The sequence below is a fragment of the Citrobacter sp. Cpo015 genome, from assembly GCF_030333035.1.
Lineage (GTDB): Bacteria > Pseudomonadota > Gammaproteobacteria > Enterobacterales > Enterobacteriaceae > Citrobacter > Citrobacter portucalensis.
Window position 1 is genome coordinate 66,111 of sequence record NZ_JAOWGS010000032.1, and the last position, 22,121, is coordinate 88,231.

General features: G+C 48.8%; 18 protein-coding genes and 1 pseudogene. 7 read left to right on the top strand and 12 right to left on the bottom strand.

All coding sequences use genetic code 11. The features are described from left to right. Positions 1-18: 18 nt before the first annotated feature. From OGY67_RS12820 to dpaL, 3 genes are all read right to left on the bottom strand, one after another. Positions 19-1,611: an N-acyl-D-amino-acid deacylase family protein gene (locus OGY67_RS12820; protein ID WP_008785573.1), complete on the bottom strand. Its 1,593-nt coding sequence runs from the start codon at positions 1,609-1,611 to the stop codon at positions 19-21. A gap of 67 nt (positions 1,612-1,678) precedes the next feature. After that, a complete protein-coding gene (locus OGY67_RS12825) occupies positions 1,679-2,863 on the bottom strand; it encodes a YgeY family selenium metabolism-linked hydrolase (RefSeq protein ID WP_071445418.1) in 1,185 nt (394 codons plus the stop codon). A 32-nt stretch (positions 2,864-2,895) separates the two neighbouring features. Then, on the bottom strand, positions 2,896-4,110 hold the full coding sequence (dpaL, locus tag OGY67_RS12830; protein WP_286574033.1) for a diaminopropionate ammonia-lyase: 1,215 nt from the start codon (positions 4,108-4,110) through the stop codon (positions 2,896-2,898). A gap of 381 nt (positions 4,111-4,491) precedes the next feature. Between dpaL and OGY67_RS12835 the strand changes: the two genes are divergently transcribed. After that, positions 4,492-6,240, top strand: coding sequence for a sigma-54 interaction domain-containing protein (locus tag OGY67_RS12835; RefSeq protein WP_057067643.1), 1,749 nt, complete (start codon positions 4,492-4,494; stop codon positions 6,238-6,240). Positions 6,241-6,296: 56 nt separating this feature from the next. Here OGY67_RS12835 and OGY67_RS12840 read toward each other — a convergent pair whose 3' ends face one another. Together OGY67_RS12840 and OGY67_RS12845 are read right to left on the bottom strand one after the other, a co-directional pair. Next, positions 6,297-7,709: a tetratricopeptide repeat protein gene (locus tag OGY67_RS12840; RefSeq protein WP_286574030.1), complete on the bottom strand. Its 1,413-nt coding sequence runs from the start codon at positions 7,707-7,709 to the stop codon at positions 6,297-6,299. Positions 7,710-7,929: 220 nt separating this feature from the next. Then, positions 7,930-8,430 (bottom strand): anti-virulence regulator CigR family protein, encoded by a 501-nt coding sequence (locus OGY67_RS12845; protein WP_048215725.1) that lies wholly within the window; start codon positions 8,428-8,430, stop codon positions 7,930-7,932. A gap of 309 nt (positions 8,431-8,739) precedes the next feature. On the opposite strand from OGY67_RS12845, the gene melR reads away from it, so the two are divergent. The 6 genes from melR to galE all read left to right on the top strand — a co-directional run bounded on the left by melR (position 8,740) and on the right by galE (position 15,634). After that, entirely contained in the window at positions 8,740-9,678 is a 939-nt protein-coding gene (gene melR / locus OGY67_RS12850; RefSeq protein WP_003826064.1) for a transcriptional regulator MelR, read from the top strand. 193 nt (positions 9,679-9,871) lie between these two features. Then, entirely contained in the window at positions 9,872-11,332 is a 1,461-nt protein-coding gene (nhaC, locus tag OGY67_RS12855) for a Na+/H+ antiporter NhaC (protein WP_286574031.1), read from the top strand. 123 nt (positions 11,333-11,455) lie between these two features. After that, the gene (locus tag OGY67_RS12860; protein WP_057067647.1) at positions 11,456-12,628 is read left to right on the top strand and encodes a MalY/PatB family protein; all 1,173 of its coding nucleotides are present in this window, start codon (positions 11,456-11,458) and stop codon (positions 12,626-12,628) included. Positions 12,629-12,782: 154 nt separating this feature from the next. Next, entirely contained in the window at positions 12,783-13,418 is a 636-nt protein-coding gene (locus tag OGY67_RS12865) for a carbonic anhydrase (RefSeq protein ID WP_003826059.1), read from the top strand. 208 nt (positions 13,419-13,626) lie between these two features. After that, positions 13,627-14,565, top strand: coding sequence for a glucosamine inositolphosphorylceramide transferase family protein (locus OGY67_RS12870; RefSeq protein ID WP_286574032.1), 939 nt, complete (start codon positions 13,627-13,629; stop codon positions 14,563-14,565). Positions 14,566-14,617: 52 nt separating this feature from the next. Further along, positions 14,618-15,634 (top strand): UDP-glucose 4-epimerase GalE, encoded by a 1,017-nt coding sequence (galE, locus tag OGY67_RS12875; RefSeq protein ID WP_003826055.1) that lies wholly within the window; start codon positions 14,618-14,620, stop codon positions 15,632-15,634. A gap of 46 nt (positions 15,635-15,680) precedes the next feature. Here galE and OGY67_RS12880 read toward each other — a convergent pair whose 3' ends face one another. The 7 genes and pseudogenes from OGY67_RS12880 to OGY67_RS12910 form a co-directional block, all read right to left on the bottom strand. Continuing rightward, complete coding sequence (locus OGY67_RS12880; protein WP_234096579.1) at positions 15,681-17,072, bottom strand: DUF4832 domain-containing protein; 1,392 nt, start codon at positions 17,070-17,072, stop codon at positions 15,681-15,683. A 31-nt stretch (positions 17,073-17,103) separates the two neighbouring features. Continuing rightward, positions 17,104-17,511 carry a hypothetical protein gene (locus tag OGY67_RS12885; protein ID WP_003826052.1) on the bottom strand — a complete coding sequence of 136 codons (408 nt, stop codon included), beginning with the start codon at positions 17,509-17,511 and terminating at the stop codon, positions 17,104-17,106. A 2-nt stretch (positions 17,512-17,513) separates the two neighbouring features. Beyond that, entirely contained in the window at positions 17,514-18,626 is a 1,113-nt protein-coding gene (locus OGY67_RS12890; protein ID WP_234096578.1) for a glycosyltransferase family 4 protein, read from the bottom strand. Position 18,627: 1 nt separating this feature from the next. Beyond that, complete coding sequence (locus OGY67_RS12895) at positions 18,628-19,839, bottom strand: glycosyltransferase family 4 protein (protein ID WP_234096577.1); 1,212 nt, start codon at positions 19,837-19,839, stop codon at positions 18,628-18,630. 14 nt (positions 19,840-19,853) lie between these two features. Further along, positions 19,854-20,843 carry a glycosyltransferase family 2 protein gene (locus tag OGY67_RS12900; protein WP_008785586.1) on the bottom strand — a complete coding sequence of 330 codons (990 nt, stop codon included), beginning with the start codon at positions 20,841-20,843 and terminating at the stop codon, positions 19,854-19,856. A gap of 4 nt (positions 20,844-20,847) precedes the next feature. Continuing rightward, positions 20,848-21,351, bottom strand: a pseudogene (locus OGY67_RS12905) (capsular biosynthesis protein); the annotation flags it as partial. Positions 21,352-21,368: 17 nt separating this feature from the next. After that, a protein-coding gene (locus tag OGY67_RS12910) for an IS1-like element IS1B family transposase (protein ID WP_095033700.1) occupies positions 21,369-22,066 on the bottom strand; the annotation gives its coding sequence in 2 pieces (ribosomal slippage) (positions 21,369-21,817 and positions 21,817-22,066; 699 coding nt in all). Between the last annotated feature and the right edge of the window lie 55 nt (positions 22,067-22,121).

Consider the following 22,121-nt stretch of genomic DNA (forward strand, 5'->3'; position numbering starts at 1 on the left):
CGTGTTTAGCGTTATTTATTAATATTGTTTTCTAATAACCGTACCGCTACAGGCATAACTTTCCGTGCCATTGATTAAGGCAATGCGCCCATTAACCATGACAATTTCAATCCCTTCCGGGTACTGATTGGGTTCCACAAAAGTGCCTTTATCCGTAATTGTGTTCGGATCGAACATCACAATATCCGCTGCATAACCCACCTTCAGCAGTCCGCGATCCTGCAAACCCAATACTTCAGCAGGTTTTCCCGTCATCTTGCGGATTGCCGCTTCCCAGCTCAGACATCCCTCTTCACGGACATATTTACCGAGTACGCGAGGGAATGCGCCAAACACGCGCGGGTGCGGTTTGCCAGCCCCCATTAAGCCGTCGGTACAGACGTTTTGCTCAGGTCGACAGAGAAACTTAATCACGTGCTCTTCGGTACCGTAGAAGTCGACCATCCCCACGGCGTTTTCCTCTTCAAAGAGCAGATCGAAGGTGGCGTTGTACGGATCTTTTCCGCGCAGCTCGCCCAACTGGACGAGGTTCAAACCGACAGCATCCTGATTTTTTGCCGTTTTCACGCTGGTGACAAAAATCTGGTCCAAGCCGGCAAAATCGATAAAGTTATCCCAGCCAGGAATACCCTGCTGAATATCATCAATCATTTTGGCGCGCAGTTCTGGAGAGGCGAGACGCTCAAGTAATTTGTCCGTACCACCGGAGTGAACCCAGGGCGGCAGGATCACGCCAAGCATCGTACTGCCCGCCACATACGGATACTGGTCGAAAGAGATACGAATTCCCTCTTCCTGCGCCTGTTCCAGCATGCCCAGCATCTGGTCGATCAGCCCCCAGTTTTTCTTGCCGCAAACCTTCATATGCGAAATATGTAGCCAGACGCCAGTGGCTTTGGCGATATCAATCAGTTCCTGGGTTGAGTTGATAATATCGTCAGCTTCACTGCGCTGATGCACCACAAAGATCCCGTCATATTTCGCCGTGACCTTACACAGTTCAATCATTTCGGCAGTATCACCAAAGGCGCAAGGCATATAGATAAGTCCAGTGGAAAGTCCAAATGCCCCAGCCTTTAGCTCCCGCTCAAGGACTTCACACATCTTCGCCACGTCTTCACGGGTTGAAGGACGCCCATCCAGACCCATCGCTTCCATGCGCACGTTGCCATGAGGAACTAAATACGCGAGGTTTGTCGCCGGATGACGCGATGCCAGCAGATTGAGATAACCGTCTGTATTTTTATATTTCCAGTCAATTTTGTCGGTGTCACCGTCCAGCCCGGCGATATTTTTACGCCAGGCTGGAATATATTCTTCAGGTAGCGGTGCTAAGGCGACGCCGTCCTGGCCCAACAGTTCGGTGGTAATACCCTGACGAATTTTTGCCGACAGCGCGGGGTTAATAATGGCCGACAGGTCAGAGTGCGTATGGGTATCAATAAAGCCAGGGCAAATAATTTTTCCTGTTGCATCAATTACCTGTTCATTGATGCCAACCTCAATTTGACCGATTTCGACAATACGTCCTTCATCAACCATCACATCGGCAATCCTGCCTTCACTGCCCGTCCCATCGATTACATTTCCGTTTTTGAAAATGGTTTTCATCGTTATTCTCCATGGCGGTGCTGCTGAGCGACACCGCCTGTAAGGTAAGAGGTGGTTATCTTTATTTTTATTGGCGATAGAGTGTCTGGATGATGCTGTAATAGCCGCTGGCCGAGCCGGTTAACTGATCGATCTCGATATACTCATCAATGGTGTGTGCCAGGTTTTCTCGTGAAGGACCGAAGCCGATGGTTTTGATTCCCGCTTCGCCCGCATAGTGGCTACCGTTGGTACAAAATGAGTACTGCGTAATGGTTGGATTAAAGCCAGCCTCGCGAACGCCCGCCAACGCTGCCTGCACGAATTCGTCTGACTCGTCGTACACCCAGCCAGGGAAGAAACGCTCTCCCTCAATCGTGGCGCCGGTATAGCAAGACTCCTGACCCACCGCGTAGGACACTCGGGCCTTAAACTGCGGATCCTGAGCAATAAGTTCGGCAAGCGCATTTTCCAGCGGAGCAATCACGCTTTCTTTGGTTTCACCCACCAGCAAACGGCGATCGTAGGTTGCGCGACAGTAATCCGGTACCACCGAGGCTCCCGGGTACGGCGAAGATTTAATGTCGGTCAGTTCCAGAATGCCAGGCCCCAGAACCGGATGCGTCGGCGGCGTGATCGTGCGAATTTTGTCGATCAATTGCGCCATTTTGTACACCGCGTTAATCCCCGCCTGTGGGTTAGCGGAGTGCGCGGGCTTACCAAAGGTTTCGACCACAATCTCAGCGCGGCCACGCTGACCAATTTTCAGGTTTAACTCGGAAGCTTCACCAATGATCACGTAGTCTGGCTTATAGCGCTCGCTGACCAGGCGGGCAGCAATACCTTCAAAACACTCTTCATGCACGATGCACGCAACGTAGATTTTCCCGGCAAAATTTCGCTGATTGTCCTGACCGAAAAAGCCCACGGCGGAGATCATCGCCGCCACGGCGCCTTTCATGTCTGTTGTGCCGCGACCATAAATTTTGCCATCTTCAATATCGCCACCGTATGGGTTGCGGGACCACTTCTCTTCATTCACCGGCACGGTATCGATATGTCCATCGAGAACCAGCGTTTTCCCCGGCTGGTTGCCGACAATGCCGCCAACAATGTTGCCGTACTTATCAACGTGGATGTCATCGAATTGGTAATGCTGCATCATTGTTTTTATGGCATTAACCACTTCCCCTTCCTGACCGGAATAACTTTTTTGTTGGATCAGCGCCTGACAGTTTTTAATGACTTCTTCAATGCGGTTTGCAGATAACATGGGTTTCTCCGTTATATCTCTCAATCAGGGAATTATTTGTTGATGCCCGGGTACTGACCGCCCCAGACAATATCCAGATATTGTTGCGGGTCGGTATCCCCTTCGGTGCTGACTAACAGCACACGAGAGTGCGCATCCAACCCCAGTTGCTCACGCGTTTGCGCCAGTTCAGGCGAGGTCATCAGCAGCGCCAGCAGACCGGTAGTAACCGCACCTGACTCACCCGAAATAATCTGTGGATCGCCTGACAGCGGGTTGCCCAACATGCGCATGCCCAACGCTGCAACTTCATCAGGACAGGAGGCAAATGCATTGGCATAATCGCGCAGCAGTTTCCAGCCGATACTGTTCGCTTCACCGCAGGCGAGACCGGCCATCACGGTTTGTAAATCACCGCCCACCGCAATGGCATCTCCCTCTTTCGAACGGGCTGAGCGGTAGAGGCAATCGGCAATTAACGCTTCAGCGACGATCACTTTCGGGCGATTCTCCCCCCAGGCTGCCGTCACCATTCCCTGAACCATTCCGGCAAACGAGCCGACGCCTGCCTGCACAAAAATGTGCGTCGGCGCAACCTGATGCAGCTGATCTATCGCCTCCAGCATCAGCGTGCCGTAGCCCTGCATAATCCACTGCGGGATCTTTTCGTATCCTTCCCACGCGGTATCCTGCACCACTATCCAGCCATACTTTTCGGCCTGCTCTGCGGTCATACGAACCGCATCGTCGTAGTTCATATCGACAATCTCAGCGGTAGCGCCTTCGTTACGGATAGAGGCCAGACGTTGCTGCGAAGAGCCCTTCGGCATATAAACCACGGCGTTTTGCTTCAGTTGGCGCGCCATCCATGCCACGCCGCGACCGTGGTTGCCATCAGTAGTAGTGGCAAACGTGACGGTTTGCAGATCGTGGCGTACCTCTTCGCTGGTCATCACGTAAAAGGGCAGTTCGCTGATATCCTTACCAACTAATTCAGCGATATGGCACGCCATCGCATAGGAGCCACCCAGCGCTTTAAAGGCTTTCAGGCCAAAACGCTGAGATTCATCTTTGAGGTAGATATTTTTTACGCCCAGTTTTTGTGAAAGTGCCGGTAGCGTATACAGCGGCGTCGGCGCGTAACCCGGAATAGACCGATGAAAATTCAACGCTTTTACCAGTTCCTGGCGGCTAAACGGTGCCAACGGCGCGTTCGGATGTTCGGTAAACGGTGTCTGGTTAATAAAAAATGATAAGTTTTCCTGCATCATAAAACCTCATTGTCCTGGTATTTCATTCCCTGTAATCGGTGCAATACAGAGATATTTCCGTTATCGGTATTGGCAATAGAGCAAAATGCTTACCAGCTTTTTATTAACCGAGTAAATTCTTATGAATATTTTAATAAAGGCTTTAATTTCAATGAATTAAATAGAAATAAAAATTGACACCAAAAAATATCACTGCGTCAGTTTATCGCCTCATTTTGATAAATTCTCATTATTGATAAATAGTGTGATCGCTGAAGATAAAATAAGAAAAACATCCAAAAACAGCGTGATAGATTGATTTTTCGCAAATCATTTTTGCATTGCTTCGCCTATTTATCATTTTCCTTGAGAAATGCGACACACTGCCGGAGAAGTACCATGATTTCAGTACTCAGCAATATTCAGGATGATATATGCAATTATGCCGACGCTATTTCTGGCATAACGGGCACGGACGTTGAAATCATTGATGAATCTTTAATGCGTATCGCGGGTACCGGGAAATACCGGCATATGCTCAATGAGAACGTGGCCAAAAATGGCTACATCTATCGTCACGTATTGCAGGTGCGAGAAACGGTACTGATCAAAAATCCCGGCGAGCATCCGCTGTGTCAGTTATGTGAAAAACACCACTACTGTTCTGAAATGCTGGATTTGAACGCACCCATTTTTCTCAATAATCGCGTGATTGGCGTGATCGGGATTATTTGCTCAACCCAGGCACAGCGTGACACGTTACTGAGCCAGATTGATAAATTTGTCACCTTTATTGAGCAAATCGCCGTAATGATCTCCAGTAAGGTCTTTGAATGCCTGGAGCGTTTACGCGCGCAGGAAACGCTTGGCGCATTTCGGCGTCTGATCGATGCTATGGACCGCGGCGTGGTGGCGATTGATGGCAAGGGGCTTATCTGGCATGCCAATCATTCAGCCGATCGCATCCTCAACCGTGAGGTTCAGGGATTACCACTGACCATTGAAACAACCGGGGATAGCCTGTATGGCGATGAAGAAGCGTGGCTGACGCTTGAAGGTCAGAAACATCATGTACTGTGCAAACAAATTTCGCTCTCCTCACAGGATAACGATCGATTAACCATGGTTATCTTTCGTGATGCACACGACTACCTGAGTAACCTTACTCCATCCCCTTATGAGTCCGACATGCAGGTGCGACTGATTGGTCACTCACCCTCAATGGAGCAACTCAGAAGCACCATCGGTAAAATCGCCAACAGTTACGCCAGCGTGCTCATCACCGGGGAAAGTGGTTCGGGGAAGGAGGTCGTGGCTTTTGCCATTCACCAAAGCAGTCCACGTAAAGCCGCGCCTTTCGTGACAATCAACTGCGCGGCTATCCCCGAACAACTGCTGGAAAGCGAACTGTTTGGTTATGTTCGTGGCGCATTCAGCGGGGCCGATCCCAAAGGACGAATGGGAAAATTTGAACTGGCCAACGGCGGCAGCCTGTTTCTGGATGAAATTGGCGATATGCCGTTGCATCTGCAGGCTAAGCTGCTCAGGGTCTTGCAGGAAAAGGCGATCACCCGCGTTGGCTCTAATAACACCATCAATATTGATGTGCGCATTATTGCCGCGACCAACAAAAACATTAATGCGATGGTGGAGAATAATCAGTTTCGCGAAGATCTTTTCTATCGCCTGAACGTGGTCCCTCTGGTACTTCCTTCCCTGCGTGAACGCCGGGCTGATATCGCGGTCCTCGCACAGTATTTTGCCGATGAGTTCTCGGTCAGTTACCAGCGACCACCGCAAAAACTGCCTGATGACGTTATTAACCGCCTTTATGCCTGGCACTGGCCGGGCAACATTCGTGAATTACGCAACGTGATCGAATACATTTTTGTGATGCGCGGAGAAGCCGCCGGGATCAACGCCAGCCATCTTCCCCCTTACCTGCTCACCGCCGCTGACGGTAGAAAAACGACGATGACCGCGCAACCCCGTCAGCTTGCCAGCAAAGGAAAACAGGCGGAAAGGGAAGCTATCGAAAACGTCATCCAGCGATTCGGCTCAAGCGTTGAGGGGAAAAAACAAGCCGCGACAGAACTGGGGATCAGCATTGCCACGCTCTATAGAAAAATAAAACTGTACGGTTTGTGAGCCTCCCCCTCTTAACGAAGAGGCTCACGTAAAACCATACTGTGCAACCGAGCGCGTTACAGGGCCGATTGATTTCGATGCTGCTCGAAATAGCGTCTGGCCTTATCGTCAGCTTCTTTCAGAGCTGTCGGATTCAGGTTCTTCTGCGCGATATCCAGTCCATTTTGTGCATCAGAATTCCCATTAGCAAAGGCCACCGCACTCCAGATATACGCCTGAGCATAATCCTGAGTTACCCCTTTGCCTTCAAGGTACATGGTTCCCAGCATCCCCTGAGCTTCCGCATTTCCTTTTCTTGCGGCCTGTTCAAACCACTCAGCGGCTTTTTTATCATCCTGGGCAACGCCATTACCTTCTAAATACATCAAGCCAAGATCTTTCTGCGAGCCTGCATCTCCCTGGGCCGCGGCTTTCTCCAGCCACTCCACCGCTTTTTTATTGTCCTGGGCCGTTCCCTCTCCTTTTGCGTACATCATGCCAAGCATGCCCTGGGCTAGCATATCCCCTTGAAGAGCTGCCTGATTAAACAGCTCAAACGCTTTTTTGTGGTCCTGAGCCACACCAACCCCCTCGCCAAGGTAATACATCGCGCCGAGCATGCTCTGGCCCAGCGCGTCCCCTTTGCTGGCGGACTGTTTAAACAGCGCGAAAGCTTTGTCAGTATCCAGACCGACACCATCACCTTCAAAGTACTTTCTGCCCAGTAATCCCTGCGCTTTGGCATCCCCTCGTTCAGCCGCTTTACTCAATGACTTAACGGTGTTGTAGCCCTCTAATAGCGACACCTTACTTTCAAGGAAACGCTTTGCGTCAGGATTGCCCTTCTCAACCGCACGATGGAGCCACTCAATGGCATGATAGTTTCCGCGCTCGGCAGCAATGCTTAACCACTCGACGGCCTGCTTATTGCCTTTTCCGACTTCGTTGTCAAACCACTCAATGACCTTACCGTCATACCAGCGCGCGCCCTCACCATCAAAGTAGACTAAGGCGAGCAGATAACGCGCATCGAGATTGCCCTGCTCAGCCGCACGGGTCAGCCATTCAACAGCGTTCTTGTCATTCTGCTGCACGCCCTTACCTTCGAAATACAGCACACCGAGATAGTATTGGGCATCGACATTCCCCTGGGCCGCCGCTTTGCTAAACCATTCGGCCGCTTTCTTGTCATCTTTCAGGCCGCCTTTGCCCTCGTAGTACATCAGTGCAAGCAGATGCTGGGCACTCGCATTACCCTGCTCAGCCGATTTGGTCAGCCACTCGCTGCCTTTACTGAAATTCTGCTCTACCTCTTTACCTTTTAAGTACACGGTTGCAAGCACAAACTGCGCCTGCGCATTTCCCGCCTCAGCACCCTGCTGTAAAACAGCCACAGGTTCTTTATTCCACTCTTTTGCTTGTCCCTGTGAAGATCCCGCCCCCCACAATATTCCGATAAAAGTGAAGGCGAGGAGAGGCCGAATGTTCATAAAACGTAATCCTTGTTAAGAAAAGGCACATAATGGAGATGCTCCAACTGCAAGCCAACTCATTTAACTGCGATTGTGATCCATGTCGGAACTATCAGATATTAACTGGGAAATGTGCAAAATATAATTCTTTGACTATGCAGGTGATCCTTAGTGAATAATGCACAACAAAAAGGCCATGTTAATAACATGGCCTTTCGTCTGGACATGGTGTTGAAACTTAATCAAACACACCATTAATAACAGCGGTGACAATCGCCGTGCTCAGTGCAATCAGCACCAGATTATCGCCAATAACCTGCCATTCATAGCCCGGGTAATACGGAAGTTGATTCAACATTGATGGCGGAACGCTCTTCCTGGCGATCCCCGGAGGAAGCGGTTTTCCTCGCGCCAGATTTTTGGCAATACCTGGAGGCAGTGACTTATAGCCCGTTAGACCGTATCTGACAGCATACTGTCTGGCCACGTTATAGCTGATGTCACTATCAACATGGTCCGGCTTACCATAATTTTTACGCTGTTCTGATTGTGCGTTATTTTTTTGGTCCGCGTGTCCTTTCTGGCTATGACCACTATTCCCCTTGTTCCCGCTATTACCATGGTTGCCACTGTTACCATTTCCGTTGCCATTACCGGGGTTAGCCAACACAGGAGTGGCACACATCGTCATCGCAGCAACGGCAACTACCGCCGCGGCCAAAGTACGGAGCCTGGACATGATGATTCCTTAAGCTGTGGATACAAATAAAAATGTACGGTATTCGCTGAATACTGGCTATCGCTTCAACTCCGATTTATGGGCAAATAAACGATGTTGCTTTGCCATGGGCTCCCCAGATTGAGCGTTTTTGAGATTACAGCTCGCCATTCCCGCTATCTCAGATCGGCAAGCGACAGGCACAGGATCTGAGTTTTTGGGAATAACTTCGCGAAAATGGAGAGAAAACGACGTTTTTTTTCGGTTAAGCTATGTTCATGCTTTGGCGTTACCCCATGGCCGGAATCACTATCCAGGAACCCAACCATAATGGCAAAAAGTACCCCGCAGCTGCCGCTCGACCCTCATATGTGTCGTAGCTATGAGAAAAAGTCGCGAAGTCCGCTGGCGCTCTATTCCGAGTATCAGCGTATGGATGTCGAACTGCGGGCGCCGCTGGCTATGACCTACAGCCACTGGCATGGTCAGGTTGAGGTGAACGTGCCATTTGATGGTGATGTGGAGTATCTTTTTAATGACGAAGTGGTGAAGAGCAAACAGGGTTTTATCACCTTGTTCTGGGCCTGTACTCCCCATCAACTCACGGATGCCGGGCACTGTAAACAGATGGCCATCTTCAACTTACCGATGCATCTGTTTTTGTCCTGGCCGCTGGACAGGGAGCTGATTAATCACGTGACCCACGGGATGGTGATTACTTCGTTGGCTTCACAGCAGCTGAGCGCGTTTGAAGTACAGCGTTGGCAGAATGAACTCAATAGCGATAACGAACAAATTCGCCAGTTAGCCATTGATGAAATCGCGCTAATGCTCAAGCGCTTTAGCCTCGCTGGCTGGCGGCCGGTACTGGGTAACAAAACGTCGCGTACCCAGAAAAACAGTATTTCACGGCATTCACAGTTTTACGTCAGCCAGATGCTGGAGTTTATTGCCGCCAACTGCGACAAACAGCTTACGGTTGATGCTATTGCCGAACACGTTAAGCTCAATCCCAATTATGCGATGGGTATTTTTCACCGGGTGATGCAACTTACGATGAAACAGTATATTACCGCGATGCGCATCAACCATGTGCGGGCTTTACTCAGCGATACGGATAAAACAATTCTGGATATCGCTACAATTGCAGGATTTCGCTCCAGCAGTCGATTTTACAGCTCGTTCCATAAATACGTCGGCATGCCGCCACAGCAGTATCGCAAATTGAGTCAACAACGCCGACATCATTCACCTTATGCCGAGGGGTAATTTATTCAACAAACGTTCTCTTACCTTACTACTAAAATATAAGTACCAGAATAGCAGGTCAAAAAAGATAATCTGCAGCAGTTAATAAAATAGGGTTCAGCCATGAGCTCTGGCAACTATGTTGCTCAGACATGAGTGACCTGTAGCAGGTATTTATTTGACGTGTTCAACCATTAATGATTGGGATGGAATTATGGAATTAAATAACTGCACCGCCAACAACAGAAAGCCATTATCTTTCTTTTGGTCAGTTTTACCCATGGTAGTCATGCTGGGCGGGATTAGCATCGGATATTTTATCTTCAATATTCGTGCTGAACCCATGATCCTGATGGGAACGGCAGCCGCCTCGTTTATCGCCATCGCTCACGGCTACACGTGGGATGACATTCTACAATCTATTTGCAATAAAATATCTGAAGCGCTGCCGGTCATATTAATCGTCGCCAGTATCGGTTTCTTAATTGGCGCATGGATGGTGTCAGGCACTATTCCAATGATGATTTATTATGGTTTGAAGTGGATTAACCCGCAGTATTTCTATATTTCGGCATTTATGCTGGGGGCACTAATCTCAGTATGCACTGGTACCTCCTGGGGTTCTATCGGGACCGTTGGTATTGCCATGATTGGCGTAGCGATTGGTCTGAATGTCTCGCTGCCCATTGCCGCTGGCGCCATTGTTTCAGGCTGCTGGTTTGGTGATAAGCTCTCACCGGTTTCTGATTCAACCAACATGGCTGCACTGGCTGCCGGGGTAAACCTGTACTCGCATATCGGCCACCTGCTGTGGACTACCGGCCCGGGTTTTATTATCTGCTGCGTCGTTTACAGCTATATGGGCATGGGCATTGATGCCTCGTCCAGCGCGCCAGAAAACATTACCAACTTGATGAATTCTATTGGTCAGATTTATCACTTTAATATTCTGCTGCTACTCCCGCCGATCATCGTTTTATATGGCTCACTGTCAAAAAGACCGCCCATTCCGATGCTCTTTTTATCTACGATAGTCTCAATGATTTTGGCGTTAGTCTTTCAGCAATTTACGGCATCCTCTGTCGGCGAATCCGTGGTCAGTGGCTTTAAGCTCGCAATGCTTACCGGAGATAATCTGCCGGCACTGTCTTCCGATGTTTCCCGCTTACTGGAGCGAGGCGGCGCTATTTCAATGTTTAGCAGCTTCGTTACCGTTTTCAGCGCCTTCAGCTTTGCCGGGGCAATGAGTGCAACAGGCTCGTTGCACACCGTGATAAACGCGCTGACAAAAGGCGTTAAATCCACATTCCGCCTGGTGGCTACCACGATTGTGACGACATTTACCATCTGTGCCTGCACGGCAAATGGGACCTTACCGTTGCTGCTGTGCGGTGATGCCTTTAAAGAGGAGTACAAAAAACGAGGGCTTGCGGCAAAAAACCTCTCGCGAACCACTGAAGATGCCGGAACCGTTGTCGAACCGATTATCCCCTGGTCTGCCTCAGGCGTTTATTGCGCCACTATGCTGGGCGTTGCCACGCTTGATTACTTGCCCTGGGCAATCCTCTGTTACAGCGGTGTCATCTTTGCCCTACTGTGGGCGGCAACCGGTATTGGCATTGCTAAATATGAGCCCAATGAAGCCACTGAGAATATGGTTGAGCAAAAATCATAAACGACTAAATAGCTAAATATTAGCTATCACCAGGGTAAATTAAATATTTCCATTAGATATACATAAACATTCTTCGCTTTTGCGTTGCTTACACTATTTTCAGAGACTTTCCAGGAGTCAACAATGTCTTTGTTTGATGATATTGTCACAAGGGATGTTAATTGTCGCAAATACGGGCAATTACAACAGATGTACGGTACCACCGATGTATTACCGCTGTGGATTGCAGATATGGATTTTGCGACACCAGAGCCAATCATGAGCACGCTGCGTTCGGTGGTGTCACAGCCTGTGCAAGGCTATAACCTGGATTATCCACAATGGAAAGAATCTGTTATTCATTGGTATGCACAACAGTATGATGCCGATATCAAGGCACACTGGTTACATTTTATTCCCGGTGTTATAAAAACTATCGTACTCTCTTTAATGGCGCTTACCCGTCCAGGCGATAATATTTTAACCTGTACGCCAATCTATGATCCCTATCCTAATCTGGTAAACACCAGCGGTAGGAATTTGATTCAGACGCGCCTCATTGAGAAAAACGGGCACTATGAATTTGACTGGCATGATTTCAGCGAGAAACTCAAGCAGTGCAAAATGTTTTTGTTCCCTTCACCGCATAATCCAGGTGGAATGGTGTGGTCGCGGGGAACGTTGGAAAAAATCAGCCACTATTGCCAGCAGGCTGGCGTCATCATTCTGTCTGATGAAGTGCATAGTGATTTAACCCTGCCAGGAAAGCGCCATTTGCCGTTTTTTACTGTTGATGAAGCACCAGATAGTCGGTCAATCGTGCTTACTTCCATCAGCAAGACCTTCAATACGGCGGCGATCCAGGGCGGAATCGCCATTATTAAGAATGATGAATTACGCCATCAGTTCTACCACTTTCTGGATAACTGCTACCTTGCCGAGACGCATTCATTGCAGCAGGCGGCCATTTATAGCGCTTTTACCCATTGCGCCGACTGGCACCAGAAATTATTGGCCTATCTGGCCGACAATGTAGCGTTTGTGAGAAGTGAAATTGAAAAGCACTGTCCTTTGATCTCAATAGTGTATGGCGGCGCGTCGTATCTGTTATTTCTGAATGCGGAAAAAATGGATCTCAGCGATGAGCAGCTAAGCGCTTTTTTTGTGCATGACGCCAGGCTTGGCCTGTCACCTGGGGCGCAATACGGTCCCGGTGGAGAGGGGCACATGAGACTCAACGTTGGCTGCCCGCGCCCGGTACTGGTAGACGCGATGAACAGGCTAAAAGCGGCATACCAGAAATGGCAGAACGCATAGCGTATATCACACGATTTGCCCTGCCACGGTGGGGCAAAATTATCCAAAGATGTTGCTGAACTGCTATAAAGTCTTTCCCTTCTGTCGGCTGGTGTTAAACTGGAAAGTGTGATCTTCATCATAACCTGCTTAAACAGAGACAAGAGACACTGCTATGCAACATATCATCGAGGGCTTCCTCAACTTCCAAAAAGAGATTTTCCCTCAACGCAAGGAACTCTTCCGCAGCCTGGCATCCAGCCAGAATCCTAAGGCACTTTTCATCTCCTGTTCCGATAGCCGCCTGGTACCAGAACTCGTTACTCAGCAAGATCCAGGACAGCTTTTCGTTATCCGCAACGCCGGTAATATCGTACCGTCATTTGGTCCGGAACCGGGTGGTGTATCCGCAACCATCGAATACGCGGTTGTCGCACTTGGCGTAACGGATATCGTCATCTGCGGTCACTCCAATTGTGGCGCGATGAAAGCCATTGCCGATAGCCAGCCCCTGGATCCGATGCCCGCTGTCGCTCACTGGCTGCACTATGCCGATGCCGCGAAAGCCGTGGTCGATAAAAAAACCTGGGATAACCCAATCGATAAAGTTAACGCCATGGTGGAAGAGAACGTTATCGCACAGCTTAACAACATTAAAACGCATCCTTGTGTCGCGGTTGGGCTGCGCAATAATGCGCTTCGTCTGCACGGTTGGGTGTATGACATCGAAAGCGGTGAAATCCGTACCCTGGATAAAAACAGCAAAACCTACGTTTCCCTTGCAGATAACCCGCAGGTGCATTTCGAGTAATTCCCCCCACTGGAGCAAGGATGCTCTGGACATCTCCTATCCCTATTTCTGTTAGTGGACAAAACAAGGGCTTGCGACTAGTTTTAAAGTAGCCACTGGTGTTCCACGCCGGTTTTCGCACATTTATACAACATTGCGACAGGCTCATTCACTGAGTCGCAAACAGCTGTTCATACATGGTGCAGGCGATAAAAAGGATCAGGTGCAGATGCAAACAAAAATAAAAAGAATAATGGATAAGTTATTTTATCATGAGTCGTGGGACATCATGCTTATTAAGGATAATGGTACACACTCATTCCCCGACAACACTCTGGAGATATTAAGCAAATCCACTGCGCAGCAGTTAAAAAAGAAATATACATTTCAGGCCGATCCTTTTCTGATTGAAAAAGACGATAAACTGTATGTTTTCTATGAAGCTCTTAGCTTCCGCAACTCAAAAGGCACGCTACGATGTCGCGTTCTTGACCGTGAACTGGTTGAACTTGAAGATATTAGGCTTGAAGGCTTTGACGACTTAAAGTGTCATTTGTCATTCCCTTATCTGATACATATCAACGATCAACTGTTCATGATCCCCGAGTCTTCAGAAAGAAAAGAGGTAATACTGTTTCAGTCAATTGAGTTCCCTGCACGCTGGAAGCAAGTTAAAGTTTTAATCTCTGATACCAAATTAACCGACAACGTATTTATCTCAATTAATGAAACCTGTTATCTGTTGTCCACCACGATGGATAACGAAATAATTATTCATTCAGCAGATCATATTTATGGACAATGGCAGCGGATTACCCCCTCATTAAAGGTGAGCAATCCTCATCATCGAGGTGCAGGTGCCTCCTATCAGGTCGAAAATAAAATATACTTCCTTACTCAGGAGTGCACGCCGGAAACTTATGGAAAATCAATCTATATCAAAGAATTAGTGACACTGAACGACGCTAATTTTGCTGAGAGTCTGATCGAACAAATCAATTCGTCGATCAACCACAGTGACGGCGTCCACACGCTGAACTTCTCAAATAATTATATTGTTTATGATACAAAAATAAACAAATTCAGCTTTTTATCTATACTTAAAAAAATATCTTATAAATGCATGGTGAGGTATCGCAACTATTACCTTACCAAACGTAACCAATAACGCGTTCTCTATGGTACTGGCGTGAATCAATCCCCGTTTATCTGGAGTCTGTATGGCAATTCTTGTCACTGGTGGTGCAGGTTATATTGGTTCACATACTGTGTTAACGCTACTGGAAAGAGGCGATGATGTCGTAGTTATCGATAATCTGGCGAACGCCAGCAGAATCTCGCTGGACAGGGTCGCGGAACTCACCGGAAGAGAGCCCATTGTCTATATCGCCGATGTTCTCGACAGGCAGGCATTAAAAAACATTTTCGCCGACCATAACATCACCGATGTCATTCATTTTGCGGGACTCAAATCGGTTTCAGAGTCGATAAAAGAGCCCCTCGCCTACTATGAAAACAACGTCACCGGTACGCTGGTTTTACTGGATGAGATGCTGGCCGCTGGCGTTAATCGTTTCATTTTTAGCTCATCTGCCACGGTATATGGTAATCCAGAAAGCGTGCCGCTGAGCGAGCAATCGCGCACGGGTGGTACCACTAATCCGTACGGCACGTCTAAGTTGATGGTCGAACAAATTCTGGCCGATTTCTCACGTGCACAGCCGGATTTTCGCATTACCTGCCTGCGCTATTTCAACCCGGTTGGCGCCCATCCATCGGGTCGGATTGGTGAAGATCCTAACGGTATCCCTAATAACCTGGTTCCGTATATCTCCCAGGTCGCGATTGGTAAGCTGGAAACCGTGTCGGTGTACGGTAATGATTATCCAACCCCTGATGGTACCGGTGTGCGTGATTATATTCACGTCATGGATCTGGCGACCGGTCATTTAGCCGCGCTGGATTGCCAGAACAAAGGCGCGGCTTACAAAGTGATTAATCTCGGTACCGGTGTTGGTTATTCCGTAATTAATCTGATTGAGGCATTTGAAAAAGCGGCACAGACAAAAATTAACTATCAGTTTGTCGCCAGAAGACCCGGAGATATTGCCGAATGTTGGTCTGACCCATCGCTGGCATACAAAGAGCTAGGTTGGAAGGCCATCTATAACCTTGATGAAATGATGCGTGACACCTGGAACTGGCAAAAAAATAACCCGAATGGGTATCAAATTTAATGTTCTCAGCAGCGAGCCTGACCGTCAGGCTCGCTGCTGTGTCTGACTAGCGTACCGTTATTGTTGACACCCGGTACCAGCCGCTGCTCTGTTTCCCTTCATTGGCAAAGTTAATTCTCGCCGCACCCGACTTATCCAGCATCGCAACCTCAATCGCGTATTGCCCTTTCGCCAGTCGGCCTGGCATAGATAACGCATAACTGACCTGATACTTACCGGGGAGCCAGCGGCGAATATCCTCCGCGGAATTCCCCTGTGCCACCACCTTATTGGCGCTGTCTACGACCCGGAATGCCAGCATGTATGGCAGATAAATCGGTGCGATACCCTCATTGTACCAGGTACTGTTTAATGTCAGCGTTTGTCCGCTGTCCCACACGGACTCATGGCTCAGGGACGCAAGGCGAAATCGATAGCCCAATTTGGTCAGCGCATCGTCGACAATCGGTCGATAGTCGCTGGGTATCGTTCTCGATTTTAGGTTAATGGTACTGGCGTGCTGCTTGACCGCCCAGTCAAAAATCCCCTGCACTTCAGCACGTGTATAGTGAAAGGTGTTCTTCCAGTCCTGCATATACGAGCAGATCTCCAGACTCACCGGCGCACGTTTCCAGACGTCGTTGAACCCTGAATAACTCTGCTGCGCAGCCAGCAATCGCTGGGGGTAATCATCAGCCATATGGTTCCAGGAGTCCGAAAATACGCGCAGGTCCCCCCAACAGTCCGCACGCCACCCAGCCCCACGCGCCACCGCATTCGCCAGACTTTGACCGCCGCTTATCAACATTATTTTTGGTGTCACCGGGAAAGCAGAAAAGTGCATCGCGACGTAGCGATCCAGTTGCGCCGTGGTGTATCGCTCCAGTAATGGCTTCAGGTTCGGGAAGTTGCTGTTATGCCATTCTCCCCATGATCCCACCATGCCAATATCAACAAACGCGAGATTCTCATTACCATCGTAGCGCTTACCAAATGCGTTCAACAGACGCTGGCTGTATTCAATAAACAGAGGATCGTCTAAATCCGGGGCAAATGTCTTTTTATCCGGCGTCCAGGTTCCTTTCACGCCTTTTTTAATCAGCCAGTCAGGTATTTGCGAACCGCTTTCCGGCTCTGCCAGAGCCATAAATCGTAGCCCGACATTCATCGCAGGACGATGTGCCGCCGCGTATTTGAAGGCATCATCCACCAACGCAAAATTGTACTGGCCTTCGACTGGCTCCAGATCCCGCCAGTAAAAACGCTCGTATTCAAATCCGGTATTGGGATAGTCCGCCAGCCCCAGCGTTTCACCATATCCCTGATGAAAACTTGCCACGCCAATCCCCGGATTGGTTAACGGGCCCGTCAATGCTTTGGGGGTAACGGTCGTCAATGCGGCCATAACCGTCAGCGGGAAAAACATGCACAACAACGCACAAACCCATTTACGCTTCATCGCAATGACGTCCTCCACCAATTTGTTAACACTAGCGGTCTTTCAGGCTTAACCACCAGTCCCAGATACCTACGTGAAAATTTTGGAACACATCAATACCTAACGCGGATTTGATCATATACAGCGTCAGCAATATGCAGCAGGTGACGAATAGCACGGCAATCAGCAGCAAAAAAGTGAGCAACATTCTCGACAGGGTTGATTCCTGGCGATGCTGGCGGCGTAAATCTCTGCCAAACAAAAAAACCAGATAATAACGCTTACTGAAAAAAGGAAAGCTTCTGCGAATATCGATCTGATGCCGCGAAGTCAGGGTTGTAGCAAGGAGCGCTTTTTCCACCCCTTCTTTTTGTTCAGGGGTCAATTCCTCCGCTATCCGCTCATCAAGGTGAGCGTAAAACCGTTCGATGGCAGGAGGACGATTTTGAGGACTGGTCAAAATTAACCTATATCTTTATCAATGGAGTGGTAGACGTTAACCGTCTTTTTGGCGATTTCATACCAATTGTAGTTTTGCAAATATACACCATAGTCCACGCTATTTGCTGTTGCCCCTTGGCCTAATTTTTCAGCCAGACCGGTTACATCTCCCACCTTAAAATAGTCCTCGGCGGGCAGTTGAACTTCAAGGTTAGCCGGAATATCACTGACGACGGCCGGAAGAGAAAATGACATTGCCTCCAGCAGCGCAATAGGCAATCCTTCATGGTATGAGGGCATCACAAACAATTTAGCCTGCGAAAACACCGCCTGAAGTTCGTCACCACGTAAAAAACCAGTCATCACAACACCTGGCGTGTCGGCGGCAAGCTTTTTGAGGCGCACGCTGTATTCGGTCGGATGATCCGCATCGCCAATTAACACTAACGGCATGGTCAAACCACTGTGTTGATAAGCGGCGATGGCATCATGCATCCCTTTTTCTTCCACAAACCGCCCAACCACCACGAGGTAGTTTTTCGGCTGCAGCCCAAAGCGGGAGAGCGTATTGTCGATGGTGAGCTGTGATAATAACCTCGGCTCGTTCACGCCGTTGTGAATTAAATGCGCATCATAGCGACCGTGTTTTTTCTGGATCAGTTGATTAATAACGTCAGAAATCACAATCACCTCGTTGGCATATCTCACCGCCCAACGCTCACCCAGCAACAATATTTTTTTGGCTACAAATCCCCATTTCTGGCGATCGTAATCGGGCCCGTGGTGGGTAAAAACCACCTTCTTACCCATCACGCGTAAGAGTGGGATCACAAGGCCAGGGCCGATAGCATGGACATGCACAATATCCGAATGGTCGATACGTGCCCTAAACGCCGCTAAAACGGAATGGACAATCGCTTCCAGCGAGCGCTTTTTGGGTGCCCACAGCGCGTAGGTTTCGACTTTTTTATATACCGATCGTTTGTAATTTACATATGGCGAGCGAGCGATCACGCAAATATCCACGTCGAACTGCTGCTTAATGGCAGGATAAAGATTCTGACAGTGTGTCTCCACACCGCCCAATACATCGGGAATACCACGCGTTCCAAAAACCGTTATTTTTTTACTCATACTATGGCCTGCTCAGCAGTTCTTTATACAGCGCCTGTAGGGTATCCATATGTTTACTCAGCGCATATTTTTCACTCAACCGTGCACGGCCATGTAAACCCATATTCCTCGCCTTCTCAGGCGAGTCGGCCAGAGCGTCCATCGCATTGGCTAACTCATGCACATTACCCGGTTCGAATAAAATCCCTTCGATACCGTCACGAATTTGTTCCGGTATACCGCCGATGCGCGAACCGATAACCGGCTTGCCTAAGGACATCGCCTCTAATATCGCCATTGAACAGTTTTCATAGCATTCTGAAGGCAGGATCACCGCTCGCGCATGCTTAATAAGCTTATCGAGCGCTTCCCCTTGTTGCACATAACCTAAAAACTCAACATCAGGGTATTTGGCGGCTAATTCATCATGCAACGGACCGTGCCCTACAACTTTCAGCGGCGCTTTGTTCTGCATTTTTTTATGCGCTGCCAACAACGTTGCCACGCCCTTTTCACGGCTCAGACGGCCAAAGTACAGCATATAGCCCTCGTCGCTTACCTCATCCAGCGGACGGCTGTCATCAACGCCATTGACGATGACATCAATGCGCGAATTTGGCAGCGTGCGCAGCAAGACACCGCGTAAAAAAACGCTTGGTGAAACAATCACATCCAGTGCCTGATAGTTTTGTGCAATGTACTGCCAGGTTGCCTCCAGGGAGAGCAGTAAACTTTTTGAGGCTGAACCTTCCTGACAACGATACCTGAAGGCATTGAAAACCGTTCCGGTAATACAGGAATCACACACTTTGCCGTCGCGCAGCATGGAATACGCGGGGCACACAATCTTATAGTCATGCGCAGTCAGCACCGTTTTGCAGCCAAAATTGCGCGCAACTTTAATCAACGCCGGTGTTAACTGATGGTAGATGTTGTGAAAGTGGACGATATCCGGGCGCTCTTTTTCTAATAGCGCCAGCATTTTTTTGCAGGCCTGCGAATTATGAATAAAGTTAACCGCCGTTTTGATACCACCCAGCAGATTGCTCGCTTTGTGGTAGTCCACATTACTGACGAAATAATCCGTATAGTCCGAGGGAAAATTATTCTCATGAAGCATAGAGAAATCAATAACCTGCACTCCGGCCTGTTTCAGCATATCGCGCTCTTGAAAATAAACCGTTTCCGCGCCGCCTTTGATGAAAAAAAACTTGTTAACCAATAATACTTTCATGGCGCCTGCCCCGGTTATTCATGAATGATTTTACTGTTAGGCGGAGTCAGCGGATCGCGTACCGGATAAAAAATACCTTTGATCAGCCCCGCTGAGCGTACGATTAAATTAATAACGCTTTGCAGCCCATCTGTTAACGAGCGGTTTTGCACAATCTTCAACAAAGCAAACGCCAGTAATGGTAGAAGCGCAACGGCAAACACATTGATATTTAAACTGAGCATCGCCACAAATAAGAGAATAAGGTAGAGCGCAAATACCGCCTCATTCTTCACGATGTTGAATGACTGGGAAAACCAGGGTTTCCCCCAACTACAACGCAAAAGCTCACCTGGCGCCTGGTAATAACCGCTGGTCCAGCGCCGCGCCAGCATCTTAAACGTCGGCAGCGTATGTGACGTATGGCTGAAGTAAGGAATATCCAGACGCCGCAGTTTATAGCCTGCTTCGATTAAACGCAGGCCCAGTTCAGCCTCTTCATACGCGTGCAAATTACGGTTAGTCAGATAACCAATTTTTTCAATTGCCGACCGACGATACAGCCCACCGCCCCCCAGATGATCGCTATCCCCGAGTGGATAGATTTTATTAATGCGTTGCTTACGCGATTTAAACTCATAGTTTACGGCATCATCCATTTCAACGGTTCCCGCAACGCCTGCATATTCTGGTTCGGCCTGCAAAAACGCGACGGCCTGATCCACAAAGCCCTCCTCCAGCTCCATATCGCCGTCCATCAACAACAGATATTCCCCTTCACTATACAGATAACCTAACTGGTGCCCGACGCCACAGCAGCGATCGCCAGGGTCAGTTAAGGACACTACGGTCACCCCTTTATCGATCGCAAGCTGTTGGGTGTTATCCGTTGACAGACTATCTGCCACAATAATTTTGTGTGGATAATCAATAAGCTGCTTACGGATACTGTCAATCGTCTTCTCAATACATTTAGATTCATTGAGTGTTTTAATACTCACTGAAATAAACGGTTTTTGGTCCATACAATTACCCTACGCAGCGAAGGACGGTTCGACGAATCACTAAACTTGATCCTAGTGATAAATAGAACAGGAATTGTAACATCGGTGTAATCATCAGTATCTGGCTATAAGGTAAGCTAATTAAGCAACCAATCGCAAAAGCGTTAAACGCCGGTGCAAAGCTCAATAACTGGAGATCCTGCTGGTCCAGTTGTTCAAGCGTCAGTAATGGCTTTGGCTGACAAACTTTCAGGATATAAATGAATAAGCTAATAAAGAGCAACGTGCCGATCACCCCCACTTCCCACAGCAACATACTCAGGGAAGTCGAGTCGAGAATTAAGTTGTAGATAATATTCAAAAAGCCCGGCGACACCGTACTACCACTGTTAGTTGCATTGAGTCCGTAGCCAAATAACGTTCCTGAAAGCCCCCACAGATCGTTATTTTTCAACCAGAACAGGAACGTCGTAAAGCGCCCTAACTCACCGGTAGACATAATGTAGTTCGGATCAAAGATATAGCTTAAGGGGTAATGACTCCAACTTATTGATAGTGTTTTATGTTCAGATAATGCCCGATGACTTTGTCATGCAGCTCCACCGATTTTGAGAACGACAGCGACTTCCGTCCCAGCCGTGCCAGGTGCTGCCTCAGATTCAGGTTATGCCGCTCAATTCGCTGCGTATATCGCTTGCTGATTACGTGCAGCTTTCCCTTCAGGCGGGATTCATACAGCGGCCAGCCATCCGTCATCCATATCACCACGTCAAAGGGTGACAGCAGGCTCATAAGACGCCCCAGCGTCGCCATAGTGCGTTCACCGAATACGTGCGCAACAACCGTCTTCCGGAGCCTGTCATACGCGTAAAACAGCCAGCGCTGGCGCGATTTAGCCCCGACGTATCCCCACTGTTCGTCCATTTCCGCGCAGACGATGACGTCACTGCCCGGCTGTATGCGCGAGGTTACCGACTGCGGCCTGAGTTTTTTAAATGGCGGAAAATCGTGTTGAGGCCAACGCCCATAATGCGGGCGGTTGCCCGGCATCCAACGCCATTCATGGCCATATCAATGATTTTCTGGTGCGTACCGGGTTGAGAAGCGGTGTAAGTGAACTGCAGTTGCCATGTTTTACGGCAGTGAGAGCAGAGATAGCGCTGATGTCCGGCGGTGCTTTTGCCGTTACGCACCACCCCGTCAGTAGCTGAACAGGAGGGACAGCTGATAGAAACAGAAGCCACTGGAGCACCTCAAAAACACCATCATACACTAAATCAGTAAGTTGGCAGCATCACC